Here is a 25,165-nt window from a genome sequence, read left to right as displayed (position 1 = left end):
CTTTAGCCGACCGATCCTTCCATTTGCAGTTCGATGAGGCGGTTGAGCTCGAGGGCGTACTCCATCGGCAACTCCTTAGCAATCGGCTCAACGAAGCCACGCACGATCATCGCCATTGCTTCTTCTTCCGCAATGCCGCGGGACATCAAGTAGAACAGCTGCTCCTCAGAAACCTGGGAAACGGTTGCCTCATGGCCCAGCGTGACGTGGTCATTGCGGATGTCGTTATACGGGTATGTATCCGAACGCGAGATATTGTCGACCAACAGTGCATCGCATTCGACATTCGACGTGGAATGGTGCGCGTTCTGATTGACCTGCACCAAGCCGCGGTAAGCGGCGCGACCGCCGGCACGAGCCACCGACTTGGAAACGATATTGGAAGAGGTGTGCGGGGCCATGTGGGTCATCTTGGCACCGGTGTCTTGGAACTGGTCCTCACCAGCAAAGGCAACGGAGAGGACCTCGCCCTTTGCATATGGTCCGGTCATCCACACTGCCGGGTACTTCATCGTGACCTTGGAACCAATATTGCCGTCGACCCATTCCATGGTGCCACCCTCTTCTACCTTGGTGCGCTTGGTCACCAAGTTGTAGACGTTGCTGGACCAGTTCTGAATGGTGGTGTAGCGGCAACGGCCGCCCTTCTTCACGATGATCTCTACTACTGCAGAGTGCAAAGAGTCGGATTTATAGATAGGTGCGGTACAGCCCTCGACGTAGTGCACATAGGCGTCCTCGTCAACGATGATGAGGGTGCGCTCAAACTGACCCATGTTTTCCGTGTTGATGCGGAAATAAGCCTGCAGCGGAATATCCACGTGCACTCCCTTTGGCACGTAAATGAAGGAGCCACCCGACCACACGGCGGAGTTCAGCGCGGAGAACTTATTATCGCCCGCGGGAATGACGGTACCGAAATACTCCTTGAAGAGCTCTGGGTAATCACGCAGCGCGGTGTCGGTATCGACGAAGATAACGCCCTGGCTTTCTAGGTCCTCACGAATCTGGTGGTAGACAACCTCAGACTCGTACTGGGCTGCCACACCTGCAACGAGGCGCTGCTTTTCGGCCTCTGGAATGCCCAACTTATCGTAGGTGGCCTTAATGTCATCCGGGAGGTCTTCCCACGTCTGGGCCTGCTCCTCGGTGGACTTCACGTAGTACTTGATCTGGTCAAAGTCGATGCCAGATAGGTCCGCACCCCACGTGGGGATGGGCTTTTTATCAAAGATATTGAGAGCCTTTAGGCGCTGGTTAAGCATCCATTCTGGCTCGCCCTTCTTGGCGGAAATATCGCGTACTACATCTTCGTTTAAGCCGCGGCGAGCAGAAGCACCAGCCGCGTCCGAGTCGTGCCAGCCGTACTCATATGCACCAATGGAATCAATGATTTCATCATCGGTCATCTTGTTATCGGGTGCCGATTGTGCCTGGGTCATGACTCGCTCCTTTCAGTATTTGTATTAACGGGTGTCAAGGGGATGTTAGTGGTACAGATTCCGTGACCTCCAGCAATGGAAGCCAAAGGCTGTACGTGTTTGCCTAATAAAGCAGAAAAGACTTCCTGTTCCGCCTCACACAGCTCTGGATGCTCGGCCGCCACGTGGGAGACCGGACAATGGTGCTGACAGATCTGCACTCCCTGGCCGGCGCGGTCCACCGTGGCGGCATACCCGTGCTCATCCAGCACCTCGGCCAGCTTGCGAGCCACGTCTTCAACAGACTCGCCCTCTTCTATCAGAGGCCGAACATCTGCCACGAGGCGCTCAAAGCGGACTTTGGCAAAGTGTTTGACGGCCTCAGACCCGCCGACCGCGCGTAAAGCTGTCAGGGCCTCTGAGGCCAGATCATCATAAGCGTGACCGAATTGTGCGCGGCCACGATCGGTGAGGCGGAAGTATTTGGCTGGTCGCCCGCGACCAGAACCGCTGCCCGCAGAGCCGCGGGTAGCGGGTCGGCGGCGCACGACCTCCGTCAGTTCCTCTTCCACCAAGTTGTCTAAGTGCCGGCGAATTCCGGCAGCAGAAAGGCCAAGGCGTTCACCCAAGTGGGAAGCGGTAACGGGCCCGTCTTTCAACAGCAACAGCATAACTTGACGGCGGGTATCACCATCCGTGGTGCGGGATTCCTTCGCCGGCTTCGGCGTAGCCACACTACGTTGCGGACTGCTCATGCTGGGACCTCCCTTCGCGCTTCAGACACTTACTGCCGCCCCGCAACGTCCTCCCGTAGCTCCGGGATGCTCGCCGCAGTTCAACAGCGCCTTCAATATTAGACAACACTAGTGTTCCTTAATTCATTCCGGAATGCCACCATTGGCCAAACTTCGGCGTGGCACGGGGGTGGCAACACTCCCCTAACGGCCCGACTCGACCGTGCTGCCCACGATGTGGGCGGGCCCGCTGGGGTTTAAGCAATTGATTCGCGTAAAGTCATATGCCATGACAGGCAAAATCCGCGGCTTATTTTCTGGCGTGAAGGCAGAGCTGCCGCAGCTGGGTACCGCTGGTTCCCGGTCGGCACGGTTACACGCCGAAGACACGGGGGCCGCCGAACCCGATTCTCGGTTTGATTTTGTCCCCGCCAATGCGGATGGCCTCAAGCGCACCACCACAGCACAGTGGCGGACATTTTTCATTCTGCGCTGGGTAGGCACGGTAGGCTCCCTGCTCATTGCGTTCGGCGCCCTAGGCGCCGGCGCACTCCCCGTGGTGGGCAATCCCTACGACAACGTGCCCTTCGGCTCCTTGATGTCCCGCATGCTGCAAACTTCCTCCGCCATAGTAATGGTGGGAGTAGGCCTATTGGTCTCCGCTTGGGTGTTCCTCGCCCCCTTTGTCGGAACCCCCTTGCGCCAACCTCAGGACAAGGCCACCGCCCCAGCGGGTGCTCGCCGTCTGGTGACCACGCATCAACTGTGGCAAACCTGGGCGGGGTGGGTCATCCCGTTGATTTTTACCGCCCCGCTATTCACCCAAGATATCTACTCCTACTTGGCTAATGGTTCCATCGTGGCACAGGGCATGGATCCATATTCTGCCGGGCCCGTTCAATTGCTAGGGGCAGGTAATAAGCTCGCCCGCTCCGTGCCGTTTATCTGGGCTAATTCCCCTTCCCCTTATGGCCCGGTAGCACTCGGCCTCGCAGCTGTGGTCAGCGCGGTTACTTCTAACTCCATCCTCTTGGGCGTTATCACCCATCGCCTATTGTCCATCGCCGGGATTATTGTTGCTGGTTGGGCCATAAGCTGTCTCGCGCAGCGCTGCCGGGTATCTCCAGAATCTGCACTGTGGCTCGGCATCCTCAACCCGCTGACCATCTTGCATCTAGTGGGCGGAATCCATAATGAGTCCATCATGTTGGGTTTGCTATTGGTGGGCATGGAACTGGGTCTCCGCGGCGTCGACAAGCTGGATGCCTCCCGACGCAGTGCCTACCTAGCCCTGGTAGCTTCCGGTTTTTGCCTTTCCTGTGCCGGAATGGTCAAGGTTACTGGCTTTATTGGGCTGGGCTTTGTGGGCATGGCCTACGCTCGCCGCCTCATCAACGCACACGGTACGGCACGCTGGAAGGCCCTGGCCTACGCCATCGCTTTGCAAATAATCGTTTTAGTAGCAACCGTTGCTCTTATTAGCGTCTGCACCGGCATTAGCTTGGGGTGGATTACCGGGCAAGGCGGGGCGGCGTCCATTCGCTCGTGGCTTTCTACGTCCACCGTCGTAGGCGTAGGTACCGGTTTTATCGGAATGCTCCTAGGCCTTGGCGACCACACCGAAGCCATTCTCACAGTCACCCGCACCTTTGGTGTTCTCGTGGCGGTAGCCTTCATGGCCCGCATGCTCTTTGCCACCTTGCGCGGCCACATCCACCCCGTGGGAGGACTCGGCATCGCCTCTTTAGTACTGGTTATCTTTTTCCCCGTCGTCCATCCGTGGTACATCCTATGGGCCGTACTACCTTTGGCCGCGTGGGCTAATAGGCTCATTTTCCGCTTCAGCGTCGTAGCCTATTCCGCAGCGATGAGCTTCTTTGTGCTGCCGCGCGGTCTCGGCCTTCCCCCCAGCACCATCATTGTGGTCTACGTGTCAGCCGCCTGTGCCTTCACTGCTATCGCCACCCTGTGGTGGGTTGCAGTGCGGCGCAGCGGAATCCGTGTCCTAAACTAATGCCACGTGAATTCCATTTCAGCCGACCGCCCAGCCCTAACCTTGGACAACGTGGTGAAGAAGTTTGGCTCCACCACTGCCGTAAATGGCCTTAGCCTCAGCGTTGCCCAGGGCGAGGTCTTTTGTCTCCTTGGCCCCAATGGTGCCGGAAAGTCCACGACGATTGAAATGTCAGAGGGCTTTCTCCATCCCACCAGCGGCACCATCGACGTCCTAGGGCTAAACCCAAGTACCGAACCAGATAGGGTGCGAGAAAAGGTCGGTATCATGCTCCAAGGCGGCGGTTCCTATTCCGGCATCCGCGTGCTAGAAATGCTGGAGCTTTCTGCCCGATACAGCGCCCGGCCTCTCTCCCCGCAGTGGCTACTAGAAACGTTGGGGCTTGAGGGGGTGGCTCGCACCCCTTATCGCAGGCTATCTGGAGGACAACAGCAACGCCTGTCCCTCGCCTTGGCTATCATCGGACGACCCGAGTTGGTTTTTCTGGATGAACCTACGGCAGGCATGGATGCACAATCCCGGTTGGCGGTCTGGGACCTAGTCCGAGCCCTGCAGCGGGATGGCGTAACCATCGTTCTAACCACCCACCTGATGGATGAGGCGGAGTCGCTGGCAGACCGCTTGGCCATCATGGATCATGGTCAGCTGGTAGCTCACGGCACCCCCGCAGAACTTACCGCCCAGACGGAATCGGCAGGGCTTAATTTCAGCACCGACATCGACGTAGATATGGAGGCCCTAGCTGCGGCGGGGATTAATGCCACCAAATCCCGTCCCCTGCATTACCGCTTGAGCCAAGCCGGCACTCCCGAGACCATCGCCACGCTCAGCGCTGAGCTCGCCCGCCAAGGAGTCTTACTGCGGTACTTAGATGCGGCCCACCGCAATCTGGAAGAGGTATTCCTTGACCTCACGGGCCGCCACTTGCGCAGCTAGCTGCAATCCCATCTTGGGAAAATATTCAATTCATTGTGTCGAGGAAAGAAGCCATTTATGAGCACCACCTTTAACCCCGGGACCTTTACTCCCGCCCCCAAGCGGACCAGCGCCGGCGCTATGCTGCTCGCGCAAGGCACGATGGAAGCTAAGCTCATGCTGCGCCACGGCGAGCAGCAACTGCTCAGCGTCATCATTCCACTGGCCATCCTCATTGGTGCGGCCCACTTGGAGTCCGTTACCAAGCACGGCCTGCACGAGGTTTTCCCCATGGTGCTTGCAGTTGCGGCCACCTCTGCGGGCTTTACCGGTCAAGCTATTTCACTTGCCTTTGACCGACGATACGGGGCCCTCAAGCGCACCGGGGCATCCGGGGTGCCGGCGTGGGCCATTATCGGCGGCAAAATCCTCGGCGTGCTCACGATGGTGGTATTCCAAATCCTTGTCTTGGGTATAGCCGCCTTCATTTTGGGTCTGCGTATCAGCGCGGGTGGGGTGTTGCTCATGCTCCTCTCCCTTTTCTTTGGCGTCGCGGCTTTTACCGCCATGGGGCTACTGCTTGGCGGCACGCTTAGTTCAGAGATGGTGCTCGCGCTGGCCAACCTCATCTGGTTCCTGCTCCTCGGCGTGGTCGGGTGGACCCTATACTCCCAGGGATTGGGCGATAATGGCATCCTCAACGTGGTCCCCACCGTCGCTCTGGCAGGCGCACTTACCGACGCCTCCAATTCCACCTTCCCCGGCCTCGAACTTATTTCCTTGGTAGCTTGGCTCGCCGTGGCGTCGTTCGCAGCGGTCCGTTGGTTCCGCTTCGAGGGCTAAATGTGACTTTTGTCCGGTTCCGCCCGAAACAAGAGGAATTTTTATGCCCAAAATCTCCCGACTAGTAGGATGCTATGCGTGAATTACTGGACAAAAATCAAGCGCTTCTTTAAAGAAGCCGCCCCTACGCTGCAGCAACAGCGCCTCATCGCGCTCATCCTTCTCTTATGCCAGGGTGGCATTACCGTGTCTGGGTCCATTGTCCGCGTGACCGGCTCGGGACTCGGCTGCCCTACCTGGCCCGAGTGCCAGCCTGGCTCCCTTGTCCCCATGGAAGGCGCCGCTCCTGCACTGCACCAGGCCATCGAGTTTGGTAACCGCCTGCTCACGTTCGTCGTCACCGCTGCGGCGGTAGCCGCCGTCATCGCCATGCGCATGGCACGTCGGCGCACAGAGCTTAAGGTGTATGCATGGCTCAATGTCGCTGGCATTGTGCTGCAGGCGGTCATTGGCGGAATTTCTGTCCATCTCGACCTGCGCTGGTGGTCTGTAGCACTGCACTTCCTGCCATCAATGCTCTTGGTATGGCTGGCGGCAATGCTCTATTCCCGCATCTTGGAACCCGATGACGGAACGCCACGAGCACGATTCCCCCAGGCGATTCGCTTGCTCGCTGCAGTCGCAACAATTGCCCTCAGCATTGTTCTTATCACCGGCACTATGGTTACCGGTTCGGGCGTCCACTCTGGCGATTCCGGGGTCGGAATGGAAGGCCGCTTGCAGGTGGATACCGAAGCCATGGCCGTCACCCACGCCATGTGCATGTACGTCTACCTGACGCTTACCGTTATTACCATCTTCCTGCTCTATAAGAACCGTGCCCCACAGGACGCGAAGAAGGCGGGCTGGGTCCTCATCGCCTGCATCCTTATCCAGTGGGCCGTAGGCGTCTACCAGTTCTATATGAGCATTCCGCGCTGGACTGTTCCTTTCCACATTGGGCTATCCTCCTTTGTCACGGCCTATACCGCACTACTGTGGGCACACGGCGTACGCCGTACCGATGGCACCGCGGATCTCATCACCGGCTCCCCTAGCGGCGATGAAAAGTACGCCGCACGCCAAGCCTCGCTAGAAGCAGCACGCGCGACGGCTTAACACGCAGCGCAACCAGCCGGCCGAAGTCCTGCACTCGGCCGGCTTTTTGCGCTAGCCTGGCTATATGCACGCAATTCAGGTCACAGAAACCGGCGGACCAGAAGTACTTCGCTATACCGAAGTTCCCGCCCCCACCCCGAATGACGATGAGGTCTTGGTAGACGTCATCATGGCCGGCGTCAACTACATCGATACCTATTACCGTGAGGGTATCTATAATGCGACCGCCCCTTTCATTCCCGGATTCGAAGGTACTGGGCGAGTCGTCCACGATCCAAAGGGAGAAATTGCGGAAGGCACAATGGTGGCGTGGAACCAGGCCTTCGGCTCCTACGCCGAGAAGGTCTGCGTCCCGCGCGAGGGACTGGTGGCAGTCCCAGACGATTTCCAACCTGAGGTTGCAGCATCCATGTTGCTCCAAGGCATTACCGCGCACTATCTGGCGCACGGGGTCTATCAATTGGGCGAAGGTGCTTCTTGCCTGATTACCGCCGGTGCCGGCGGCGTGGGGCAAATCCTCACCCAGATGGCATCGTCGCTAGGCGCTACCGTTTATACCGTCGTGTCCACGGACGAAAAGGAAGAACTATCCTACGCGGCCGGGGCGGATAAGGTTTTTCGCTACGGCGAGGGACTCGCCGAGCAAGTTCGCCGCTACAACAGTGACAAGGGCGTCGACGTGGTTTATGACGGCGTCGGCAAAGCTACCTTCCAGGAATCGCTAGAGGCAGTACGTCCACGCGGCACCGTCGCGCTTTTTGGTGCCGCCTCTGGTCCGGTTGAGCCTATCGACCCACAGCTGCTGAACAAGCATGGGTCCATCTTCCTGACGCGGCCTTCCATCGGCGCATGGACGGCACAAGAAGGCGAGTTTCAAATGCGCGCCCAAGCAGTCGTCCAAGCTGTCATGGACGGCGACCTACGCTTTAACGTCACGGCCTCCTATCCTTTGGCAGAAGCCGCTGCGGCTCACCGCGACCTGCAGGAGCGCAAGACTACCGGCTCCATCGTTCTGCGCGTCCAAGACGGCGACGGAGACGGGGACAAGGACTAGGTTTCACCCACCTACACCTAGAGCGCGGGAGAAAAGCAGCACTGCTTCTCCCGCGCTCTTTTTGCCCCGCTCTTGGAATGGGGCACAGTTAGAATAACGTGGCCGACCAGCCCAGCATCCGGCCCAAGGGCTCCCAGCCTAAGACTGCGTCGATGGACAAACCGATAAAGAGCACCGAAAGGTAGTTATTGGAGTAAATGAACAAGCGCATCGGTTTAACCTTGGCGCCATTTTTAACTCCCTTATGCAAACGGATAGCCATCCACAGGAATACCGCACCCGAAGCAAGCGCTGCGACCAAGTAGATCCACGATGCTGCGGGGACGATGAGTAGGGTCACGATCACCGTTCCCACGGTGTACCACACGATCTGGCGAGTGACTTCCGCTTCGCCTGCCACTACAGGCAGCATCGGCACGCCGGCTTTTCGGTAGTCTTCCTTGTACTTCATGGCCAGCGCCCATGTGTGCGGCGGAGTCCAGAAGAAAATAATGAGGAAGAGCACCACTGCCTGCCACCAGCGGTCAGGCTCTCCGGCTGGGGCGTTATCCCGAATTACGGCCCAGCCAACCATGGCCGGCATACAGCCTGCGAGGCCGCCCCAGACGATGTTTTGCGCATTGCGCATCTTCAAAAACTTGGTGTAGACGAAGACATAGAAGAAGTTCGTCAACACGACGAAGAAAGCTGCGAGCCAAGAATGGGCAAGGAGGCCCAGCCACAGCACGGAAAGGATGAGCATTACCCAGGCGAAAATTGCTGCGTTCCGCTTCGAAATCTTCGCTCTTACGAGCGGACGAGCCCTCGTGCGCTGCATCTTTTGATCCAACTCGTAGTCCACGACGTTATTGAACGTGTGGGCGGCGCCAGCGCCCAACCAGCCGCCGAAAATGGTCGACACGATGAGCCAAATATTGTCTGACACAGCCTCCACGCCGCGCTGCGCTTGGAGCATCGCCGGAATTGCGGCCACGAGGAGGAGCTCAATGATCCTCGGTTTCGTTAGCGCAAAATAGGCCTTGATGGTCTCCAAGGAATTCCTCCACTATCTGAACGTTGGTGAACTGTGCCTCGCGCATCTCCTGCGCGCGGTCACCCCTAGCGGTCGCACATGCCCGTGAAAAAGTTCCAGTTCTCTCACTCACATTTTTCGGCGCAGGCGCGAGAGGTTACAGACCCATGTCCGCTAGATTTGGCACACGCTTTTGCGTGCTCGCGCGCACCGCTTAGCCATGCCAGCATACCGGTTATGCCTGGCTTTCTATAATTGCGCACCGCCGGTTAAAAAATTACTAGACTGAATAAAGTTAAGTACTTTTTGCCTAGACGTAAGCGAGGCTTTTCGTGTCGAAAGATAAGTTGTCCCCAGAGCTCCAAACTATGGTTGAGCGCCGTTACCCGGAGGATTGGTCGGAGCTTGACACCCGCGCTATCGACACCGTGCGAGTACTAGCCGCCGACGCGGTACAAAAGTGCGGTTCCGGTCACCCCGGCACGGCAATGTCACTCGCTCCCCTCGCCTACACGCTCTACCAGCGCGTCATTAACCACGATCCCGCTGACGTGCACTGGGCCGGCCGTGACCGCTTCGTACTTTCGGTCGGCCACTCTTCTCTTACCCAGTACATCCAGCTCTACTTGGGCGGCTTTGGCTTGGAAATGGAAGACCTCGAGCAGCTGCGCACGTGGGGGTCACGCACCCCAGGCCACCCCGAGGTCCACCACACCGACGGTGTTGAAATCACCACTGGCCCCCTCGGCCAAGGTCTAGCATCCTCCGTTGGCATGGCCATGGCGGCGCGTAAGGAGCGCGGCCTTTTCGATCCAGAAGCCCCCGCTGGTGAATCCCCCTTCGATCACTACATCTACACCATCGCCTCCGATGGCGACCTACAAGAAGGCGTTACCGCGGAGGCTTCTTCCCTGGCCGGCACGCAAAAGCTGGGCAACTTGATCGTCTTCTGGGACGATAACCGAATCTCTATTGAAGACGATACAAATATTGCCTTCAATGAAGATGTGGTGGCCCGATATGAGGCCTACGGCTGGCACGTCCAAACGGTGGAATCCGGAGAAGATGTCGTAGCCATTGAGGCTGCTGTCAAGGCTGCTCAAGCAGAAACCGATCGTCCGTCCTTCATCCGCGTAAAGACGGTTATCGGCTACCCTGCCCCGAATAAGATGAATACCGGCGGTGTCCACGGTGCTGCGTTGGGCGATGACGAGGTAGCTGCCACCAAGGAAGTCTTGGGCTTTGATCCGGAGCGCAGCTTCCACATCGATGATGAGGTCATTGCGCACACCCGCATGTTGCGCGAGCGCGGCACAGAAAAACACTCTGCGTGGCAAGAAAAGTTCGACGCATGGGCTGCAGCTAATCCGGAGAGTAAGGCACTTTTTGACCGCATGAATGCGCGCGAATTGCCGCAAGACTTCAGTGCTGATCTACCGGAATGGGAACCAGGCGAAACTTTGGCAACCCGCAAGGCTTCTGAAGCCGCCATCCAGGCCTTGGCTGCTTCTCTGCCGGAGATGTGGGGCGGTTCTGCCGACCTTGCCGGTTCTAATAACACCGTGATCAAGGGCGCGGATTCCTTCGGCCCCGCGGCCATTACTACCGATATGTGGTCGGCTCAACCCTATGGCCGCAACCTGCACTTCGGTATTCGCGAGCACGCAATGTCTGCGATTATGAACGGTATTGCCCTGCACGGTAATACCCGCGTCTACGGCGGCACCTTCCTTATCTTCTCCGAGTACCAGTACCCGGCTGTGCGCTTGGGTTCCCTGATGTCGACCGATACCTACTACGTGTGGACCCATGACTCCATCGGTTTGGGCGAAGATGGCCCTACCCACCAGCCAGTAGAGACTCTTTCTGCCCTGCGTGCCATTCCCAACCTGTCCGTTATCCGCCCTGCGGATGCCAACGAGACTGCACAGGCATGGGCGGCAGCCCTTGAGTACAAGGCCGCGCCTAAGGGCCTGGCGCTGAGCCGCCAGGGACTACCAGTGCTGGAAGGCACCAAGGAAAAGGCGCATGACGGCGTCCGCCGCGGTGCCTATGTTCTGGTGGAAGAGTCCAAGGAGACACCAGAGGTCATCCTTCTTGCTACAGGCTCTGAGGTGCAGCTCGCTGTCGCTGCCGCGAAGGAGCTAGAGGCAGCTGGAACGGCGACCCGCGTTGTGTCCGCACCCTGCCTCGAGTGGTTTGATGAGCAGGATGACGCTTACCGCGAATCTGTGCTCCCCAGCAAGGTGCAGGCGCGCGTTTCTATTGAGGCCGGTATTGCAATGCCATGGCATAAGTACACCGGTTCCTTTGGCCGCAGCATCTCCATTGAGCACTACGGCGCATCTGCTCCTGCAGGCGAGCTCTTTGAAAAGTTTGGATTCACCACTGCAGCGGTAGTTAAGGCGGCACAGGAGTCCCTAGCCGCCGCGAATAAGTAACCCCTAACAGGACTGGATAAGGATAAAGCATGAACCACATCTCGGAACTTGCCCAGCTGGGAACCTCGACCTGGCTAGATGATCTTTCTCGCGAGCGTCTCGTTTCCGGCAACCTCAAGGAAATCATTTCGACCAAGTCCATTGTGGGCGTGACCACCAACCCAGCGATTTTCGCTGCGGCGATGACCAATGGCACCGCCTACGACGCCGAGCTGGCAACGCTAAAGGAGTCAAAGGCCAGCGCCGATGAAGCGGTATACGCCCTTGCCATTGAAGACGTTCAAAATGCGTGTGACCTCTTTGCGGATATTTACTCCTCCACTGATGGGGCAGATGGCCGTGTATCCATAGAGGTCGATCCGCGAATTTCGGATGACCCTACCGCCACACTCGAACAGGCCCGTGAGCTGTGGTCGAAGGTAGATCGCCCTAATGTCATGATCAAGATTCCAGCCACCACCGGCTCCCTCCCAGCAATTGAGGATGCCCTGGCGGAAGGTATCAGTGTCAATGTCACCCTCATTTTCTCTGTGGAACGCTACCGCGCTGTCATCGAGACCTTCCGTACCGGTCTCAAGCGTGCCGCCGAGTCCGGAAAGGACGTCGCAACTATCCACTCCGTAGCGTCCTTCTTCGTTTCCCGTTTGGATACCGAAGTAGACAAGCGCTTGGAGGCCATTGGCAGCGAGCAAGCCCTAGCGCTGCGGGGCAAGGCGGGCGTCGCCAATGCACGGCGCGCCTATGCCCTCTTCCAGGACACTTTGCTTGACGACGCCGACTTGCCAGAAGGCTCCCACCTTCAGCGTCCATTGTGGGCTTCGACCGGTGTGAAAAATCCCGATTACCCAGCCACCTTGTACGTATCTGAGCTGGCCGGTCCGCATACGGTCAACACTATGCCGGAAAAGACCATCGATGCGGTTCTCGACCAAGGCAATCTTCACGGAGATGCCCTATCGGACAGCCGCGAGACGGCAGAAGGCGTCTTTGCCCAGCTAAACGAGGTTGGCATTGATTTCGACGATGTCTTTGCCGTGCTAGAGCGCGAGGGAGTAGAAAAGTTTGTTGCCGCTTGGAATGAACTACTTGCTTCCATCGAGGAACGACTCGCGTAAACTAGCCGTGTGACTTGTGCCCCGCCGAAAATTCGGCGGGGCATTCTGCCGCTAGAATATTAGCGAGCTAAAAGCCCATAAACTCAGGAAGGATTCTTCGTGACCGACTCAGCCGCTTGGGTCAACCCCTTGCGCAATGCCAGCGACAAGCGATTGCCGCGAATCGCAGGACCCGCGGGCATGGTCATCTTCGGCGTTACCGGTGACCTAGCATATAAAAAGCTTCTGCCCGCAATCTACGACCTAGCGAGCCGAGGTCTCTTGCCCGCTGGTTTTACCCTGGTGGGTTATGGTCGCCGAGACTGGGACAAAGTCGCATTTTGTGACTACGTTCGGTCAGCTGTAGTGGCGGGCTCGCGCACCGAATTTAATGAAGATGTCTGGCAGCACCTGTCGCAGGGCATCGAATTTGTCCAAGGTTCCTTCGATGATGCCGGCTTCGATCGCCTCTCCGCCCGCTTGGGCGAGCTAGACCGAGAGCGAGGAACCGGCAGCAACTGGGCATATTACCTTTCCGTTCCACCGGAGTTTTTCTCCAATATCTGCCACCAGCTGGAGCGGGTGGGCATGGCCAACTCCGTTGCAGACTCATGGCGCCGCGTCATCATTGAAAAGCCTTTCGGCCATGACCAGGAATCTGCGCGCAAGCTCAATGAGATTGTCAACGCTGTCTTTCCTGAGTCCGCGGTGTTCCGCATCGACCACTATCTGGGCAAAGAAACGGTACAAAATATCTTGGCTTTGCGCTTTGCAAATCAGATTTTTGAGCCTATGTGGAATGCCCACTATATCGATCACGTCCAAATCACCATGGCTGAAGACATCGGCCTAGGCGGTCGCGCTGGCTACTATGATGGCATCGGCGCGGCTCGAGACGTCATCCAAAACCATCTTTTGCAGCTCTTGGCCCTCGTCGCGATGGAAGAACCGTCGTCCTTCGAGCCGGAGGAATTGCGGGCTGAAAAGGTAAAGGTCTTGCGCGCTACCCACGCGGTTCACCCTCTGAATAAGACCACTGCTCGCGGCCAATATTCCGCGGGGTGGCAAGGCTCCGAGTTTGTCAAAGGGTTGCGCGAGGAAGAAGGCTTCGATCCGGAATCCACAACGGAGACCTACGCTGCCTGCACCTTGGAAGTCAACTCCCGCCGCTGGGGAGGAGTACCTTTCTACCTGCGAACGGGCAAGCGCTTAGGCCGCAGAGTGACCGAGATTGCGCTAGTTTTCAAGGCGGCTCCTAACCAGCCATTCGTGGATGGTCAAACCGATGCGCTGGGCAGAAACGCGGTCGTTATCCGCGTGCAGCCGGATGAGGGTGTCACCATGCGCTTTGGTTCCAAGGTGCCCGGCTCCACTATGGAGGTGCGCGACGTCAATATGGACTTTGCCTACGCTGAGGCCTTTACCGAGGAATCCCCGGAGGCCTATGAGCGATTGATCTTGGATGCCCTCTTGGACGAGTCTTCGCTATTCCCCACCAATGAAGAGGTAGAACTTTCCTGGTCGATTTTGGACCCCATCATCGACTACTGGGCCGAAGCAGGACAGCCCGAGGAGTACCGCGCTGGCACCTGGGGACCAGAATCCGCCGATAAAATACTGCGTCGCCGGGGTCACTCCTGGCGCCGCCCATAGGAGGGACGCAGACAATGATTATTCCATTGCCCAATACCACTACGCGTGAAATCTCCAAGAAGTTAGTAGAGGCGCAAGAACATTACACCCTGACTACCGGCCGAGTGCTCACTCTAATCGTGGCGGCCCGTGAGGATGATGACCTTGAAAGCATTCTCGCTTCCGTGCGCGATGCCTCCCACGAGCACCCGTCACGTGTGTTGGTCGTAGTAACGGGAGACCCGCAGGTCGAAACCCACCTTGATGCACAGCTACGCGTGGGCGGCGAAGCAGGTGCCTCCGAGATGGTCATCATGAAGTTGCACGGTGCTTTGGCAAACCAAGACGAAGCAGTAGTCACGCCGCTGCTACTACCTGATACCCCGCTGGTCGCTTGGTGGCCTACTCTGTGCCCACCGGACCCTGCCTCCAGCTCGGTGGGAAAGTTGGCGCAGCGCCGCATAACTAACGTTGCCTTTGACGGACGCGTGACCGGCGAAGATCTTCGCACCTTATCTGCCGGGTACACGCCGGGTGATTCCGATATGTCTTGGGCTGCCATCACCTTGTGGCGCGGTGTCGTTGCCTCCGCCTTGGACCGTCATCCCCACGAGCCGGTGAAGTCGGTAGAGGTAGCAGGTCCGGCCGGCCACCCAGCCCCGGATTTCGCCGCTGGATGGTTGCTCGACCGCTTGGCAGTTCCCGTACATCGCACAGTGGCCGACTCCGAGGAGGACCACTTCCCGGTGACTCATTTGCGGTTCAATCGGGAGACAACCCACGTAGACGTCGATGTCATTGATGAGCGCACGGTGCGTGTGTGTGTTCCGGGTTCGCCGGAATCCTTGGTGAGCCTCAATAAGCGGTCACAAGCTGAGGTGCTTTCTGAAGAACTGCGCCATTTGGATGCCGATAAAACCTATGCACAAGCGCTCCGTGCACTAGCCCAGGTAGACTACAGTAATCAGTAAACGGCTTTAATCTGAATCTTTGTAAAGGATAGCGATACATAATGGTAACTCTTCACCGCGTGAGCGATGTGGATGACCTTATCTCCCAGGCCGCACTGAAATTCGTGGATACCGTAGCGCGTATCCAAGCATCGGGTGGCGGCCTCCACGACGATGGTGTCGCGCGTGTTGTCCTCACTGGCGGCGGAGCCGGAATTGGCGTTCTCCACGAGTTGGCCCGTTTGGATTTCGCCGCACAGCAGCAAGGTGAAAATTTTCCTGCTCAGCGCATCGATTGGTCGCGTGTTCACGTTTTCTTCGGCGACGAACGCAATGTACCCGTTTCCGACGCAGATTCTAATGAGGGCCAGGCGCGCAATGCGTTGCTCAACCACGTAGATATCCCAAACCAAAATATTCACGGTTTTGATCTGGGCGCGGTGTCTATGGAAGCAGCGGCAAGCGCATATGAACCAGAGTTGAAGGAATTTGCCCCTCATGGTTTCGACCTACACCTACTAGGCATGGGTGAGGAGGGCCATATTAATTCCTTGTTCCCGCATTCCTCCGCTATTCGGGAGCAAGAAGAACTAGCTGTTCCCGTCCACGATTCCCCAAAGCCGCCCAGCGAGCGTATTACCCTCACCCTTCCGGCGGTCAATAAATCCGATCGCATTTGGCTCCTTGTGGCCGGCGAAGCCAAGTCGGAAGCGGCCAAGCACGTGGTAGAGGGCGCTGCGGCCGAGGAATGGCCGGCAGCCGGCGTACACGGTAGGAAGGAAACCGTTCTCTTCCTTGCCGATGACGCTGCTTCCGAGATATAAGCAGGCAATCCGCAGTATGCGTGCGGGCACATTGCTTTTAGCGCCTGACGCCAATCGAAAAGCGCCGGCACCGCTTCCCCACTTTCAGATCCCCTAGGAAAATTAGTGGTAGGAAGCTAGTGCCGGCGCTTTCGCTATCCTGGCTTTTCGCTTAAGCGAAGGCTTGGATCAGGTTTAGGCCCACAATGCAGGCCAGCCAGATGATAACCATCACCACGGTGTAGCGATCCAAGTTCTTTTCCACGACGGTCGAGCCGGAAAGGTTCGACTGCACGCCACCGCCGAAGAGGCTGGACAGGCCGCCGCCTTTACCTTTGTGCAGCAGCACGAAGATGGACATCAAAATAGCTGCGATGACCAAGATGATTTCCAGTGCCAAGACCATGAGGATAATCCTTATTTCTAACGTGCGCCTTGTGGTTGACTCTTGCCACCCACTAGCGCGGAATCGTACTTTTAGGCTTTGCGTCCAGCAAAGCAGTCACACCGGCCCACTGTACACGATGGCGCGGGCCGGAACCATTCCAACCCGCGCCGAACGCGAACCTGTGACAGGTGATATCTCCTGTTAGTTCAGGGCATTAGCTGCGTTGGCAGCCAACTTGGCAAACTCTTCGCCCATCAGGGAGGCGCCACCGATGAGGCCGCCGTCTACGTCTGGCTTGCTGACGATCTCCGCAACGGAATCAACCTTGACGGAACCGCCGTAGAGAATACGAATGCCTTCCGCTACCTCGTCACCGGCGAGCTCTTTCACGAGCTCGCGGATGGCGGCACAAACCTCTTGTGCGTCGTCTGCGGAGGCTACCTTGCCGGTACCAATGGCCCAGACCGGCTCATAAGCAATGACGGTCTTGGCAAGCTGCTCAGCGCTAAGGCCAGCCAAAGAATTACGGGTCTGGTTAACCACGTAGTCCACGTGAGTACCGGCCTCGCGAACGGCCAGTGGCTCGCCTACGCACACGATGGGGCTAATGTCATTATCCAAGGCTGCGGCGGCCTTTTCTGCGACGAGCTTATCGGTCTCGCCATGATACTGACGGCGCTCCGAGTGTCCCACGACTACCCAGCTGCAGCCGAGCTTGGCTAGCATTTGACCAGATACCTCGCCGGTGAAGGCGCCAGACTCATGCTTAGAGATGTCCTGCGCGCCGTAGGTGATCTGCAACTTGTCGCCTTCTACCAGCGTCTGGATGGTGCGAATATCGGTAAACGGGACCATATAGGCCACGTCGACCTTTTCGTAGTAGTCCTTAGGCAGGGAGAACGCAAACTTTTGAACGGAACCGATAGCCTCGACGTGGTCGAGGTTCATCTTCCAGTTACCTGCGATAAGTGGCGTACGTGCCATGATTTTTCCTCTCTTTTAGCAAGTGACTCAGCAGATTTTAGGCTTCAAGGACGGAGACGCCCGGAAGCTCCTTGCCCTCTAGGTACTCAAGGGAGGCGCCGCCACCGGTGGAGATGTGGCTAAAGCCATCCTCGTCCAGGCCGAGCATGCGCACGGAGGCCGCGGAATCGCCGCCACCGACAACCGAGAAGGAGCCGTTGTTTTCGGTGGCGTCGATAATAGCCTGCGCGACGCCCGCAGTACCCTTGGAGAAGGCCTCCATTTCGAAGACACCCATCGGACCGTTCCAGAAGACGGTCTTGGAAGAAGCAAGCACCTCTGCGAAGTGCTCCACAGACTTTGGCCCGATGTCTAGGGACATCCAGCCCTCTGGGATGCCGTCGAGCTCGACAACCTGGTGTTCCGCATCCGCTGCGAACTTGCTTGCGGCAATGAGATCCACAGGAAGGACCAGCTTGTCACCGAAGCGTTCGAGCAGCTCCTTGCAGTTATCAATCTGGTCTTCTTGCAGGAGGGACTCCTGGACGTTGTAGCCCTTGGCGGCCAGAAGGGTGTAGCACATGCCGCCACCGATAATGACCTTGTCTGCCTTATCTGCTAACGCCTCAATTACGCCGAGCTTATCCGAGACCTTGGCGCCGCCAAGTACTACTACGTATGGGTGCTCCGGCTTCTGGGCCACGGTGGAAAGGACGGAGAGTTCCTTTTCTACGAGCTTGCCTGCGTAAGCCGGCAGGCGCTTTGCGACGTCATACACAGATGCCTGGGCACGGTGGACAACGCCAAAGCCATCGGAGACGAAAGCGCCATTATCGGCTGCCAAAGCAACGAGCTCATCAGCAAATGCGCCGCGCTCCGCTTCATCCTTGGAGGTCTCGCGAGAGTCGAAGCGGACATTTTCCACCAACATGACATCGCCATCGTTGAGCCCGTTCGCACGCTCATGAGCGTCCTCGCCGGTGACATCGCCGGCCAAGGCAACGTACTGGCCAAGAGCCTCGGACAGAGCTTCAGCGACTGGGGCCAAGGAGTACTTAGCGTTTACCTCTCCCTTGGGGCGGCCAAGGTGCGCGGACAGAATGACCTTAGCGCCGCCTTCCACCAAAGCCTTGATGGTGGGAAGAGAAGCGTTAATGCGACCCGGGTCAGTAATGTTTCCTTCTTCATCAAGGGGAACATTGAAATCAGAACGAACAAGGACGTGACGAGATTCGACGCCTTCCTTGAGAAGATCATCCAGAGTCTGGAAAGCCATTATTTTCTCCTTCTTAAATTCGGATTGTTCACAAGGCTGTAGATATAAGAATACCGACCGCGACACAATGCCGTTTAGGCTTGCATCGGGGCCGGACTCTCATTATTAAAGCTCTATTAAAGCTCTAAGTTTAGAGCTTGTCTGCCACCAGGCAAGTCATACGTACAAGCTGGGAGGTGTATCCCCACTCATTGTCGTACCAGCCCAGAACCTTAACGAGGTTGCCGTTGGAGACCTTGGTCATGCCGGAGTCAAAAATGCAGCCGTGCGGGGAGGTTACGATATCGGTGGAAACCAGCGGGTCCTCGGTATAAGCGAGGGTGTCCTTGAGCTCGCCTTCAGCAGCTTCCTTCAGGGCGGCGTTAATCTCTTCAACGGTTACGTCGCGGGAAGCGGTAAACGTCAGGTCGGTAGCAGAGCCGGTGATAACTGGAACACGCATGGCGTAGCCATCCAGCTTGCCTTCCAGCTCAGGCAGTACCAGGGAGACAGCCTTAGCTGCGCCGGTGGAGGTAGGCACCATATTTACAGCAGCGGCGCGGGCGCGGCGCGGATCCTTGTGCGGTGCGTCTTGGATGCGCTGGTCGCCGGTGTAGGCGTGGACGGTGGTCATCAAGCCCTTTTCGATGCCGAACTTGTCATTGAGGACCTTTGCCATCGGCGCCAGGCAGTTGGTGGTGCAGGATGCTGCGGAAATAACATTGTGGTTTGCCGGATCGTAGGTGTCAGAGTTAACGCCATAGACGAAGGTTCCGTCTACTTCCTTGCCCGGAGCAGAGATGATGACCTTCTTGGCGCCAGCCTCGAGGTGAGCCTTGGCGTCATTGCCATTGGTGAAACGGCCGGTGGACTCGATCACGAGGTCTACGTCGTATTCGCCCCACTTGAGCTGCTTCGGGTCCTTCTCCGCGGTGACCACGATGCGGTGACCATTAACCGTAATGGATTCATCATCATGGGTAATCTCGCCATCGAAGCGGCCCAGTACGGAGTCGTACTTGAGCAGGTTAGCCAACGTACCGTTATCGGTCAGGTCGTTTACTGCAACAACTTCGAGGTTGTTGTCGCCCTGAGCGACTGCACGGAAAAAGTTGCGGCCGATACGGCCAAAGCCATTGATACCTACGCGGATAGTCACTGTATTTCTCCTCAAAGAGTCGAGTAAATGTGCGTATGGGTATGTGCGCGGGCCCTTCGATATATTCGGTGCTTGAGAAGCGCCCGAGCGTTTTCCCTTACAGTGCCGATACTACCGAGCGTTTTTTAACAGTGCAGTGCCCTAGCAGCCTTGAGAACTATCGGATGACAGATTATCCAAAAGAGCGTACACTTTGCCGATCCTTTTTATTTCTCCGCCATAAACCCGCTGGATACGCCCGAACGCGTGGGTTTATGTGGCCTTGACGCTGTTAACGTGAAATATGTCACTGTATAGCTTCCAGGATTACGCCCGCCTCTGTCCGGTCGGACATTTCCGAGCCTCAGTCCTGATGGCAATCAAGTCGACCGAATTGTTTTCGCCTCGACCATCACACGATATGCTTTCAATACTCACTGGCTCACATTCGCGTTTCAGTCCACTACATCTGTTCCAGCGCAATCGTTGGTCACCGTGAGAATGCTTCAGGTGCTCGTTATTCTTCAACGGGCAGGACCACCGTAGAACCCAAGGACGTCTCTTGTTCGAAATTAATACCTCTGCTGTGGGTGACAGCCTCGGGCTTACCGCCCTGGTGGCGATTCTCCCTCTCATCGCATTCTTTATCATGCTGCTCGGCGTCAAAGCGCGCGCACACACTTCTGGCGCCGTCGCCCTCGCAGTATCCCTTCTTATCGCCATCGTAGGCTTTTCTATGCCGGTAGATATGGCCTTGTCCTCCGCCGTGCGCGGCGGCCTTTTCGGACTACTTCCCATTGTCTGGGTAATCATTACCGCAATCTGGTTTTATGAAATCACCGTCGCTTCAGGACGCTTCGAGGACCTTCGTAAAACCTTCGACCTTCTAGGCGATGGCGATATTCGCATCCAAGCAATTCTTATCGCCTTTTGCTTTGGCGGCTTGCTAGAGGCCCTCGCCGGCTTCGGCGCACCCGTAGCCATTACCGCGACCATGATTATGGCACTCGGTGTAAAGCCCCTACGCGCAGCAATCGTAGTGCTCATTGCTAATACGGCCCCGGTTGCTTTCGGCGCGGTGGGCATCCCAGTGACCACCGCTGGCGAGGTCGCTGGACGCAGCGCTGAACAAACCCATGATATTGCCGCACTTATCTCTTTGCAGGTGCTCATCATCGCCGCCGTCGTGCCTTTCTTGATCGCCTTTATTTTGGACGGTGTCCGCGGCGTCAAGGAAACTGCGCCGGCAGCCGCAGTGATTGGCGTTTCCTTTGCCTTGGCACAGTGGCTGGCCGCAACGTTCTTTGCTTACCAGCTCACCAATGTTATCGCCTGCATCGTTTCCCTGGGCTGTGCCTTTGCCTTCCTCCGAGTGTGGAAGCCTAAGGGTGTTAAGGAGCTGCGCGAGCGCCTCGAGCTGCCCGCCGCTGAGTCGACCACTGACCTGAATGGTCGCCGCATTTGGATGGCGCTACTTCCCTACGCTGTAGTAACTATTGTTTTTGCTGTTGCTACTGCGGCCCCAGCCATCTTTGGTTTCCTCAAGCTCCACTTTGCTTGGCCTTTGCTGGATGACGCGATTATCGACGCCGACGGCAACCTTATGGACACTAGCTTCAGCTTCAATGTCTTTGGTAACCCAGGTACGCTCCTGCTGCTCTCGGGCATTATCGTTGCGGTTGTCTACCACTTCTTTAATGAAAATGGCCGCTACAGTCTCAGCTTCGGGCAGCCGGTCAGCGCTTTTGGGGACGTCGCCAGCCGCATGAAGTTCTCGGCCCTCACCATCATTCTGGTGCTGGCATTGGCTTATACGATGAACTACTCCGGCCAAACGATTGCTATTGGTGAGTTCGTCTCTTCTGCGGGCGGCATCTTCGCACTCTTCGCTCCGGTACTGGGCTGGATTGGTACAGCGGTCACCGGCTCCGATACCTCCGCCAATGCCCTCTTCGCCAACCTGCAGGTAGCAGCGGCCGAGCGTATCAGCGTGAACCCGGACCTCATGCTGGCCGCTAATACCGCAGGCGGCGTTGTGGGCAAGATGATCTCCCCGCAGTCCCTCGCTATTGCGGCCACCGCTGTAAAGATGGAAGGCAAGGAGTCTGTCATCCTGAAAAACGTAGTGGGCTACTCCGTGGTCTTCTTGGCCGTTGTGTGCATCATCGTGTTCTTGATGACCAACGCCCTCGGATTCCTCGTTCCCTAGGCATTTAATTCTCCGCGGCTAGCTGGTTTCCCCACCAGCTAGCTATCACAGAGGAAACTCCCCGCAGTAGCGGCTACCGCTTAGGTATCCGCGCTGCGGGGAGTTGTGTATGTGCCGGTGATTGCGGCGTTTAGGACTCTTTGAAGAGGTCGTCGGTGATCGCTTGGTTAGTATCGGGGATATCAAGCTCTTCCGCTCGCTTATCGGCCATAGATAGCAAGCGGCGAATACGCCCGGCTACCGCATCTTTAGTCATGGGAGGCTCAGCCAAGCGGCCCAATTCTTCCAGCGAGGCCTCACGGTGCTGCACGCGCAGGCGTCCTGCATCAGCAAGGTGCTCGGGGACGTCATCACCAAGGATCTCCATCGCTCGGTCAACGCGGGCCGCCGCGGTGACTGCAGCACGAGCCGAGCGACGGAGATTTGCATCATCGAAATTGTCCAAGCGCCGGGACGTATCGTGCGCCTCTCGCTTGACGCGCTTCTTTTCCCAGCTTAATCGCGTCTCCTGAGCGCCCATACGGGTCAACAGTGCCCCAATGGCATCGCCATCGCGGACGACGACGCGGTCTTCCCCGCGAGTTTCCTTGGTTTTGGCAGAAATGCCCAAGCGGCGGGCGCAACCCACTAGGGCCAATGCCGCCTCCTGGCACGGGCACGTAACTTCAAGCGCAGAAGAACGACCCGGCTCCGTGAGGCTGCCATGGGCTAGGAAGGCTCCGCGCCACGCTGCTTCGCTATCAGCGACGGTGCCGGAAATGACCTGCGGGGGCAAACCCACTACCGCGTGGCCGGAGCGGGTAATAAGGCCGAGACGGCGCGTAAGTTCCTTCGCCCCGGTGGAAATGCGCACCGTAACTCGGGATTTCTTCGTGGTTCCTGCTGGGCCCGCTACGTGACTATCAGCGGAAATCCCATAAAGCTCATCGAGTGCAGCGATCACGCGCCGCGCAATAGCGTGGCTTTCTAATTCCAACTCATAGGCCATGTTGTCGCCGGAAATATCTAGCTCGCCGGCGAATCGCAGCATCGCGGCTAGTTCGGCAGCGCGAGCGGACTGGCGTGGCACAACGACAGCCGTCAATTCTTCTTTGACCTGGTCGGTCAATGGTGTGGTCACCTAGTTCGCCCCATTTCTTTTCTCACAGTCACAAGATATACGCACAGGCCAGGGCCACTATGCAAGGCCCGGTGCGGTGAAAGGATTTCTGCCATCATACCGCGCGCGCTCAGGCACCGCGCAGTCGGCCGAACCCGAACGACGCGAGCGATGGGACTTTGCCGAGATGTATCAGCTCCGGTTGGGATCGCCAGTGTTGCGATAGTCCGAATACAGGTCGAGGAGTGCCGCAGACAGCTTCTCCGGATCGTGTTTATTGATGCTCCGGCCATTGTCATCAACTTCGCTCACATCCGCGAACGTGGCACGGGCACCAAGGGACTGGGCGGCGCGCTGGATATACACGCGCTCACTATCAGTAGGCAAAGCCGCCCCGTCCACCAGAATGCGATCAATGCGCAAATCCGGAGCGTGCTGAGAAAGCACATGCAAATGGCGCTCTGCGGAAAAACCATGCGTTTCGCCCGGCTCGGCGGAAAGGTTTAAAACAACTACGCGCAGCGCATCAGACGCAGAAATGGCTTCCACGACCTCAGGCACGAGAGTATGTGGCAATACCGAACTAAACCAAGAACCCGGGCCAATAGTAATTAGGTCCGCGCGCTCAATGGCATCGAGGACATCCGGATTTGCTTTGGGGTTTTCCGGCACGATACGCACACGCCGGACTTGCCCCGGTGTGGAGGCAACCGCGACCTGCCCCCGGACTTGGCGCATGACACGGGGGTCGTCGTCAAGCCCGGCTACTTCCGCCTCAATCTCTAAGGCTTGGTTGACCACAGGGAATACCCGGCCCTGGGAATTAGTAAGCTCTGCGATGGTATCTAACGCGGCCTGGTAATCACCGAGCACCTCGGTCAACCCTGCAATCATTAGATTGCCCACCGCATGCCCCGCCATTGCACCGGTGCCTCTAAAACGGTGCTGCAAGGTACGCGCCCAGAGGTCACCCACCGGATCACTATTAGCCAACGCAGCTAGCGCCATGCGCAGATCTCCAGGCGGGATTATTTCTAGCTCGCGGCGCAATCGGCCGGAGGAGCCACCATCATCTGCAACAGTAACAATGGCGGAAATGTCGCCTGCTCCGCTCAATCGGGCGGACAAAAGAGTCTGATAAAGTCCATGGCCGCCTCCTAGGCAGACCATGTGTGAAGGATTGGTCATAAAAGCGTTAAAACTCCTGCGCTCTAGCCTCGAGCAATATCCCTGTGCAAGGTGCTGACGTCCAAAGTGTCATTGTCCCGCAACCGTGCCGCAATAGCCTCTGCTACGGCAACGGAGCGGTGATGGCCACCCGTACAGCCCACGCCTAAAGTTATGAAATTCTTCCCTTCGTGCCGGTAACCATCCAGCATGGTGGAAAACATCCTTATGAAATTATCCACGAATTCCTGTGCCGCTGGCTGTGAGAGCACATACTGAGCAACCGGCTCATCCGTGCCACGGTATCTACGCAGCTCCGGTACCCAATAGGGATTGGGTAGGAAACGCACATCAACCACCAAATCTGCATCGCGGGGTGAACCATTTTTAAACCCAAAGGATTCAACGGTCACATGCTGCTTTTCATTTTGCATCTCACCAAACGCCGCCTCAATAGCACGGCGGAGATCATGAATGGATAGGTTGGTGGTGTCAATGATGATGTCCGCATGAGCTCGCACGTCTGCTACTGCTTGACGTTCGCGTTGGATGCCTACTTTGAGTGTGTCGCCCTCTTGCAACGGGTGGGTGCGGCGTACTGAATCAAAACGACGAATGAGCACGTCATCACGAGCATCCAAAAAGAGCACGGTGGGCTTCATATTTAATTCCGTGAGCTCTTCCATAATCTCTAGCAGAGACCCTGGAAACATGCGCGAGCGCACATCCGTTACGGCAGCAACCTTACCCACCGGAGTTTCTTCCTGATTGCACAGCTTAAGCAGATCCACAATGGCGCGAGGCGGAATATTATGGGCCACATAGTAGCCCTTATCCTCAAATACTTTGGCAGCGGAACTCAACCCGCCGCCGGACATGCCGGTTATCAAAATGGGTGGAGTTTCGAAATGCGTCATGACTTTCAGTCTAGCGCT

At 57.3% G+C, this 25,165-nt stretch carries 21 protein-coding genes; 11 read left to right on the top strand and 10 right to left on the bottom strand.

The window, feature by feature from the left end:
- Positions 1–2: 2 nt before the first annotated feature.
- On the bottom strand, positions 3–1,442 hold the full coding sequence (gene sufB, locus I6I12_RS06505) for a Fe-S cluster assembly protein SufB (protein WP_023021511.1): 1,440 nt from the start codon (positions 1,440–1,442) through the stop codon (positions 3–5).
- Positions 1,439–2,176 (bottom strand): helix-turn-helix transcriptional regulator, encoded by a 738-nt coding sequence (locus I6I12_RS06500; protein WP_023021510.1) that lies wholly within the window; start codon positions 2,174–2,176, stop codon positions 1,439–1,441. Before I6I12_RS06500 ends, sufB begins: the two co-directional genes overlap by 4 nt.
- Before the next feature lie 268 nt (positions 2,177–2,444).
- On the opposite strand from I6I12_RS06500, the gene mptB reads away from it, so the two are divergent.
- The 5 genes from mptB to I6I12_RS06475 all read left to right on the top strand — a co-directional run bounded on the left by mptB (position 2,445) and on the right by I6I12_RS06475 (position 8,079).
- The gene (gene mptB / locus I6I12_RS06495; protein WP_200287492.1) at positions 2,445–4,169 is read left to right on the top strand and encodes a polyprenol phosphomannose-dependent alpha 1,6 mannosyltransferase MptB; all 1,725 of its coding nucleotides are present in this window, start codon (positions 2,445–2,447) and stop codon (positions 4,167–4,169) included.
- Positions 4,170–4,175: 6 nt separating this feature from the next.
- Entirely contained in the window at positions 4,176–5,105 is a 930-nt protein-coding gene (locus I6I12_RS06490; RefSeq protein ID WP_023021508.1) for an ABC transporter ATP-binding protein, read from the top strand.
- A gap of 57 nt (positions 5,106–5,162) precedes the next feature.
- Positions 5,163–5,927, top strand: a complete 765-nt coding sequence (locus I6I12_RS06485) for an ABC transporter permease (protein ID WP_200287491.1) — start codon at positions 5,163–5,165, stop codon at positions 5,925–5,927.
- 69 nt (positions 5,928–5,996) lie between these two features.
- A complete protein-coding gene (locus I6I12_RS06480; protein ID WP_034655361.1) occupies positions 5,997–7,025 on the top strand; it encodes a COX15/CtaA family protein in 1,029 nt (342 codons plus the stop codon).
- A gap of 64 nt (positions 7,026–7,089) precedes the next feature.
- Entirely contained in the window at positions 7,090–8,079 is a 990-nt protein-coding gene (locus I6I12_RS06475) for a quinone oxidoreductase family protein (protein ID WP_200287490.1), read from the top strand.
- 88 nt (positions 8,080–8,167) lie between these two features.
- Here I6I12_RS06475 and I6I12_RS06470 read toward each other — a convergent pair whose 3' ends face one another.
- Positions 8,168–9,112, bottom strand: a complete 945-nt coding sequence (locus I6I12_RS06470; RefSeq protein ID WP_200287489.1) for a heme o synthase — start codon at positions 9,110–9,112, stop codon at positions 8,168–8,170.
- 347 nt (positions 9,113–9,459) lie between these two features.
- Between I6I12_RS06470 and tkt the strand changes: the two genes are divergently transcribed.
- From tkt to pgl, 5 genes are all read left to right on the top strand, one after another.
- Entirely contained in the window at positions 9,460–11,532 is a 2,073-nt protein-coding gene (gene tkt, locus I6I12_RS06465) for a transketolase (protein ID WP_200289038.1), read from the top strand.
- A gap of 29 nt (positions 11,533–11,561) precedes the next feature.
- On the top strand, positions 11,562–12,647 hold the full coding sequence (gene tal, locus I6I12_RS06460; RefSeq protein WP_200287488.1) for a transaldolase: 1,086 nt from the start codon (positions 11,562–11,564) through the stop codon (positions 12,645–12,647).
- A 99-nt stretch (positions 12,648–12,746) separates the two neighbouring features.
- A complete protein-coding gene (gene zwf / locus I6I12_RS06455) occupies positions 12,747–14,279 on the top strand; it encodes a glucose-6-phosphate dehydrogenase (RefSeq protein ID WP_023021501.1) in 1,533 nt (510 codons plus the stop codon).
- A gap of 14 nt (positions 14,280–14,293) precedes the next feature.
- A complete protein-coding gene (locus I6I12_RS06450) occupies positions 14,294–15,229 on the top strand; it encodes a glucose-6-phosphate dehydrogenase assembly protein OpcA (protein ID WP_023021500.1) in 936 nt (311 codons plus the stop codon).
- A gap of 41 nt (positions 15,230–15,270) precedes the next feature.
- Complete coding sequence (gene pgl, locus I6I12_RS06445; protein ID WP_023021499.1) at positions 15,271–16,032, top strand: 6-phosphogluconolactonase; 762 nt, start codon at positions 15,271–15,273, stop codon at positions 16,030–16,032.
- Between the two features lie 151 nt (positions 16,033–16,183).
- Here pgl and secG read toward each other — a convergent pair whose 3' ends face one another.
- The 4 genes from secG to gap form a co-directional block, all read right to left on the bottom strand.
- Complete coding sequence (gene secG, locus I6I12_RS06440) at positions 16,184–16,417, bottom strand: preprotein translocase subunit SecG (RefSeq protein WP_005324856.1); 234 nt, start codon at positions 16,415–16,417, stop codon at positions 16,184–16,186.
- A 183-nt stretch (positions 16,418–16,600) separates the two neighbouring features.
- Positions 16,601–17,383 carry a triose-phosphate isomerase gene (tpiA, locus tag I6I12_RS06435; protein ID WP_200287486.1) on the bottom strand — a complete coding sequence of 261 codons (783 nt, stop codon included), beginning with the start codon at positions 17,381–17,383 and terminating at the stop codon, positions 16,601–16,603.
- Positions 17,384–17,420: 37 nt separating this feature from the next.
- A complete protein-coding gene (locus I6I12_RS06430) occupies positions 17,421–18,638 on the bottom strand; it encodes a phosphoglycerate kinase (RefSeq protein WP_023021497.1) in 1,218 nt (405 codons plus the stop codon).
- A gap of 130 nt (positions 18,639–18,768) precedes the next feature.
- Positions 18,769–19,776, bottom strand: coding sequence for a type I glyceraldehyde-3-phosphate dehydrogenase (gene gap / locus I6I12_RS06425; RefSeq protein WP_200287485.1), 1,008 nt, complete (start codon positions 19,774–19,776; stop codon positions 18,769–18,771).
- 541 nt (positions 19,777–20,317) lie between these two features.
- Here gap and I6I12_RS06420 point away from each other — a divergent pair.
- A complete protein-coding gene (locus tag I6I12_RS06420; protein WP_200287483.1) occupies positions 20,318–21,964 on the top strand; it encodes an L-lactate permease in 1,647 nt (548 codons plus the stop codon).
- A gap of 130 nt (positions 21,965–22,094) precedes the next feature.
- Here I6I12_RS06420 and whiA read toward each other — a convergent pair whose 3' ends face one another.
- The 3 genes from whiA to rapZ form a co-directional block, all read right to left on the bottom strand.
- Positions 22,095–23,084 carry a DNA-binding protein WhiA gene (gene whiA / locus I6I12_RS06415; RefSeq protein ID WP_023021494.1) on the bottom strand — a complete coding sequence of 330 codons (990 nt, stop codon included), beginning with the start codon at positions 23,082–23,084 and terminating at the stop codon, positions 22,095–22,097.
- A 171-nt stretch (positions 23,085–23,255) separates the two neighbouring features.
- A complete protein-coding gene (locus I6I12_RS06410; protein WP_200287481.1) occupies positions 23,256–24,251 on the bottom strand; it encodes a gluconeogenesis factor YvcK family protein in 996 nt (331 codons plus the stop codon).
- A gap of 23 nt (positions 24,252–24,274) precedes the next feature.
- The gene (gene rapZ / locus I6I12_RS06405; protein WP_200289037.1) at positions 24,275–25,156 is read right to left on the bottom strand and encodes an RNase adapter RapZ; all 882 of its coding nucleotides are present in this window, start codon (positions 25,154–25,156) and stop codon (positions 24,275–24,277) included.
- Positions 25,157–25,165: the final 9 nt, after the last annotated feature.

Source organism: Corynebacterium kefirresidentii (assembly GCF_016599755.1).
Lineage (GTDB): Bacteria > Actinomycetota > Actinomycetes > Mycobacteriales > Mycobacteriaceae > Corynebacterium > Corynebacterium kefirresidentii.
Note: the sequence above shows the minus strand (reverse complement) of the source record. Positions and strands in the feature narration are given on the sequence as shown.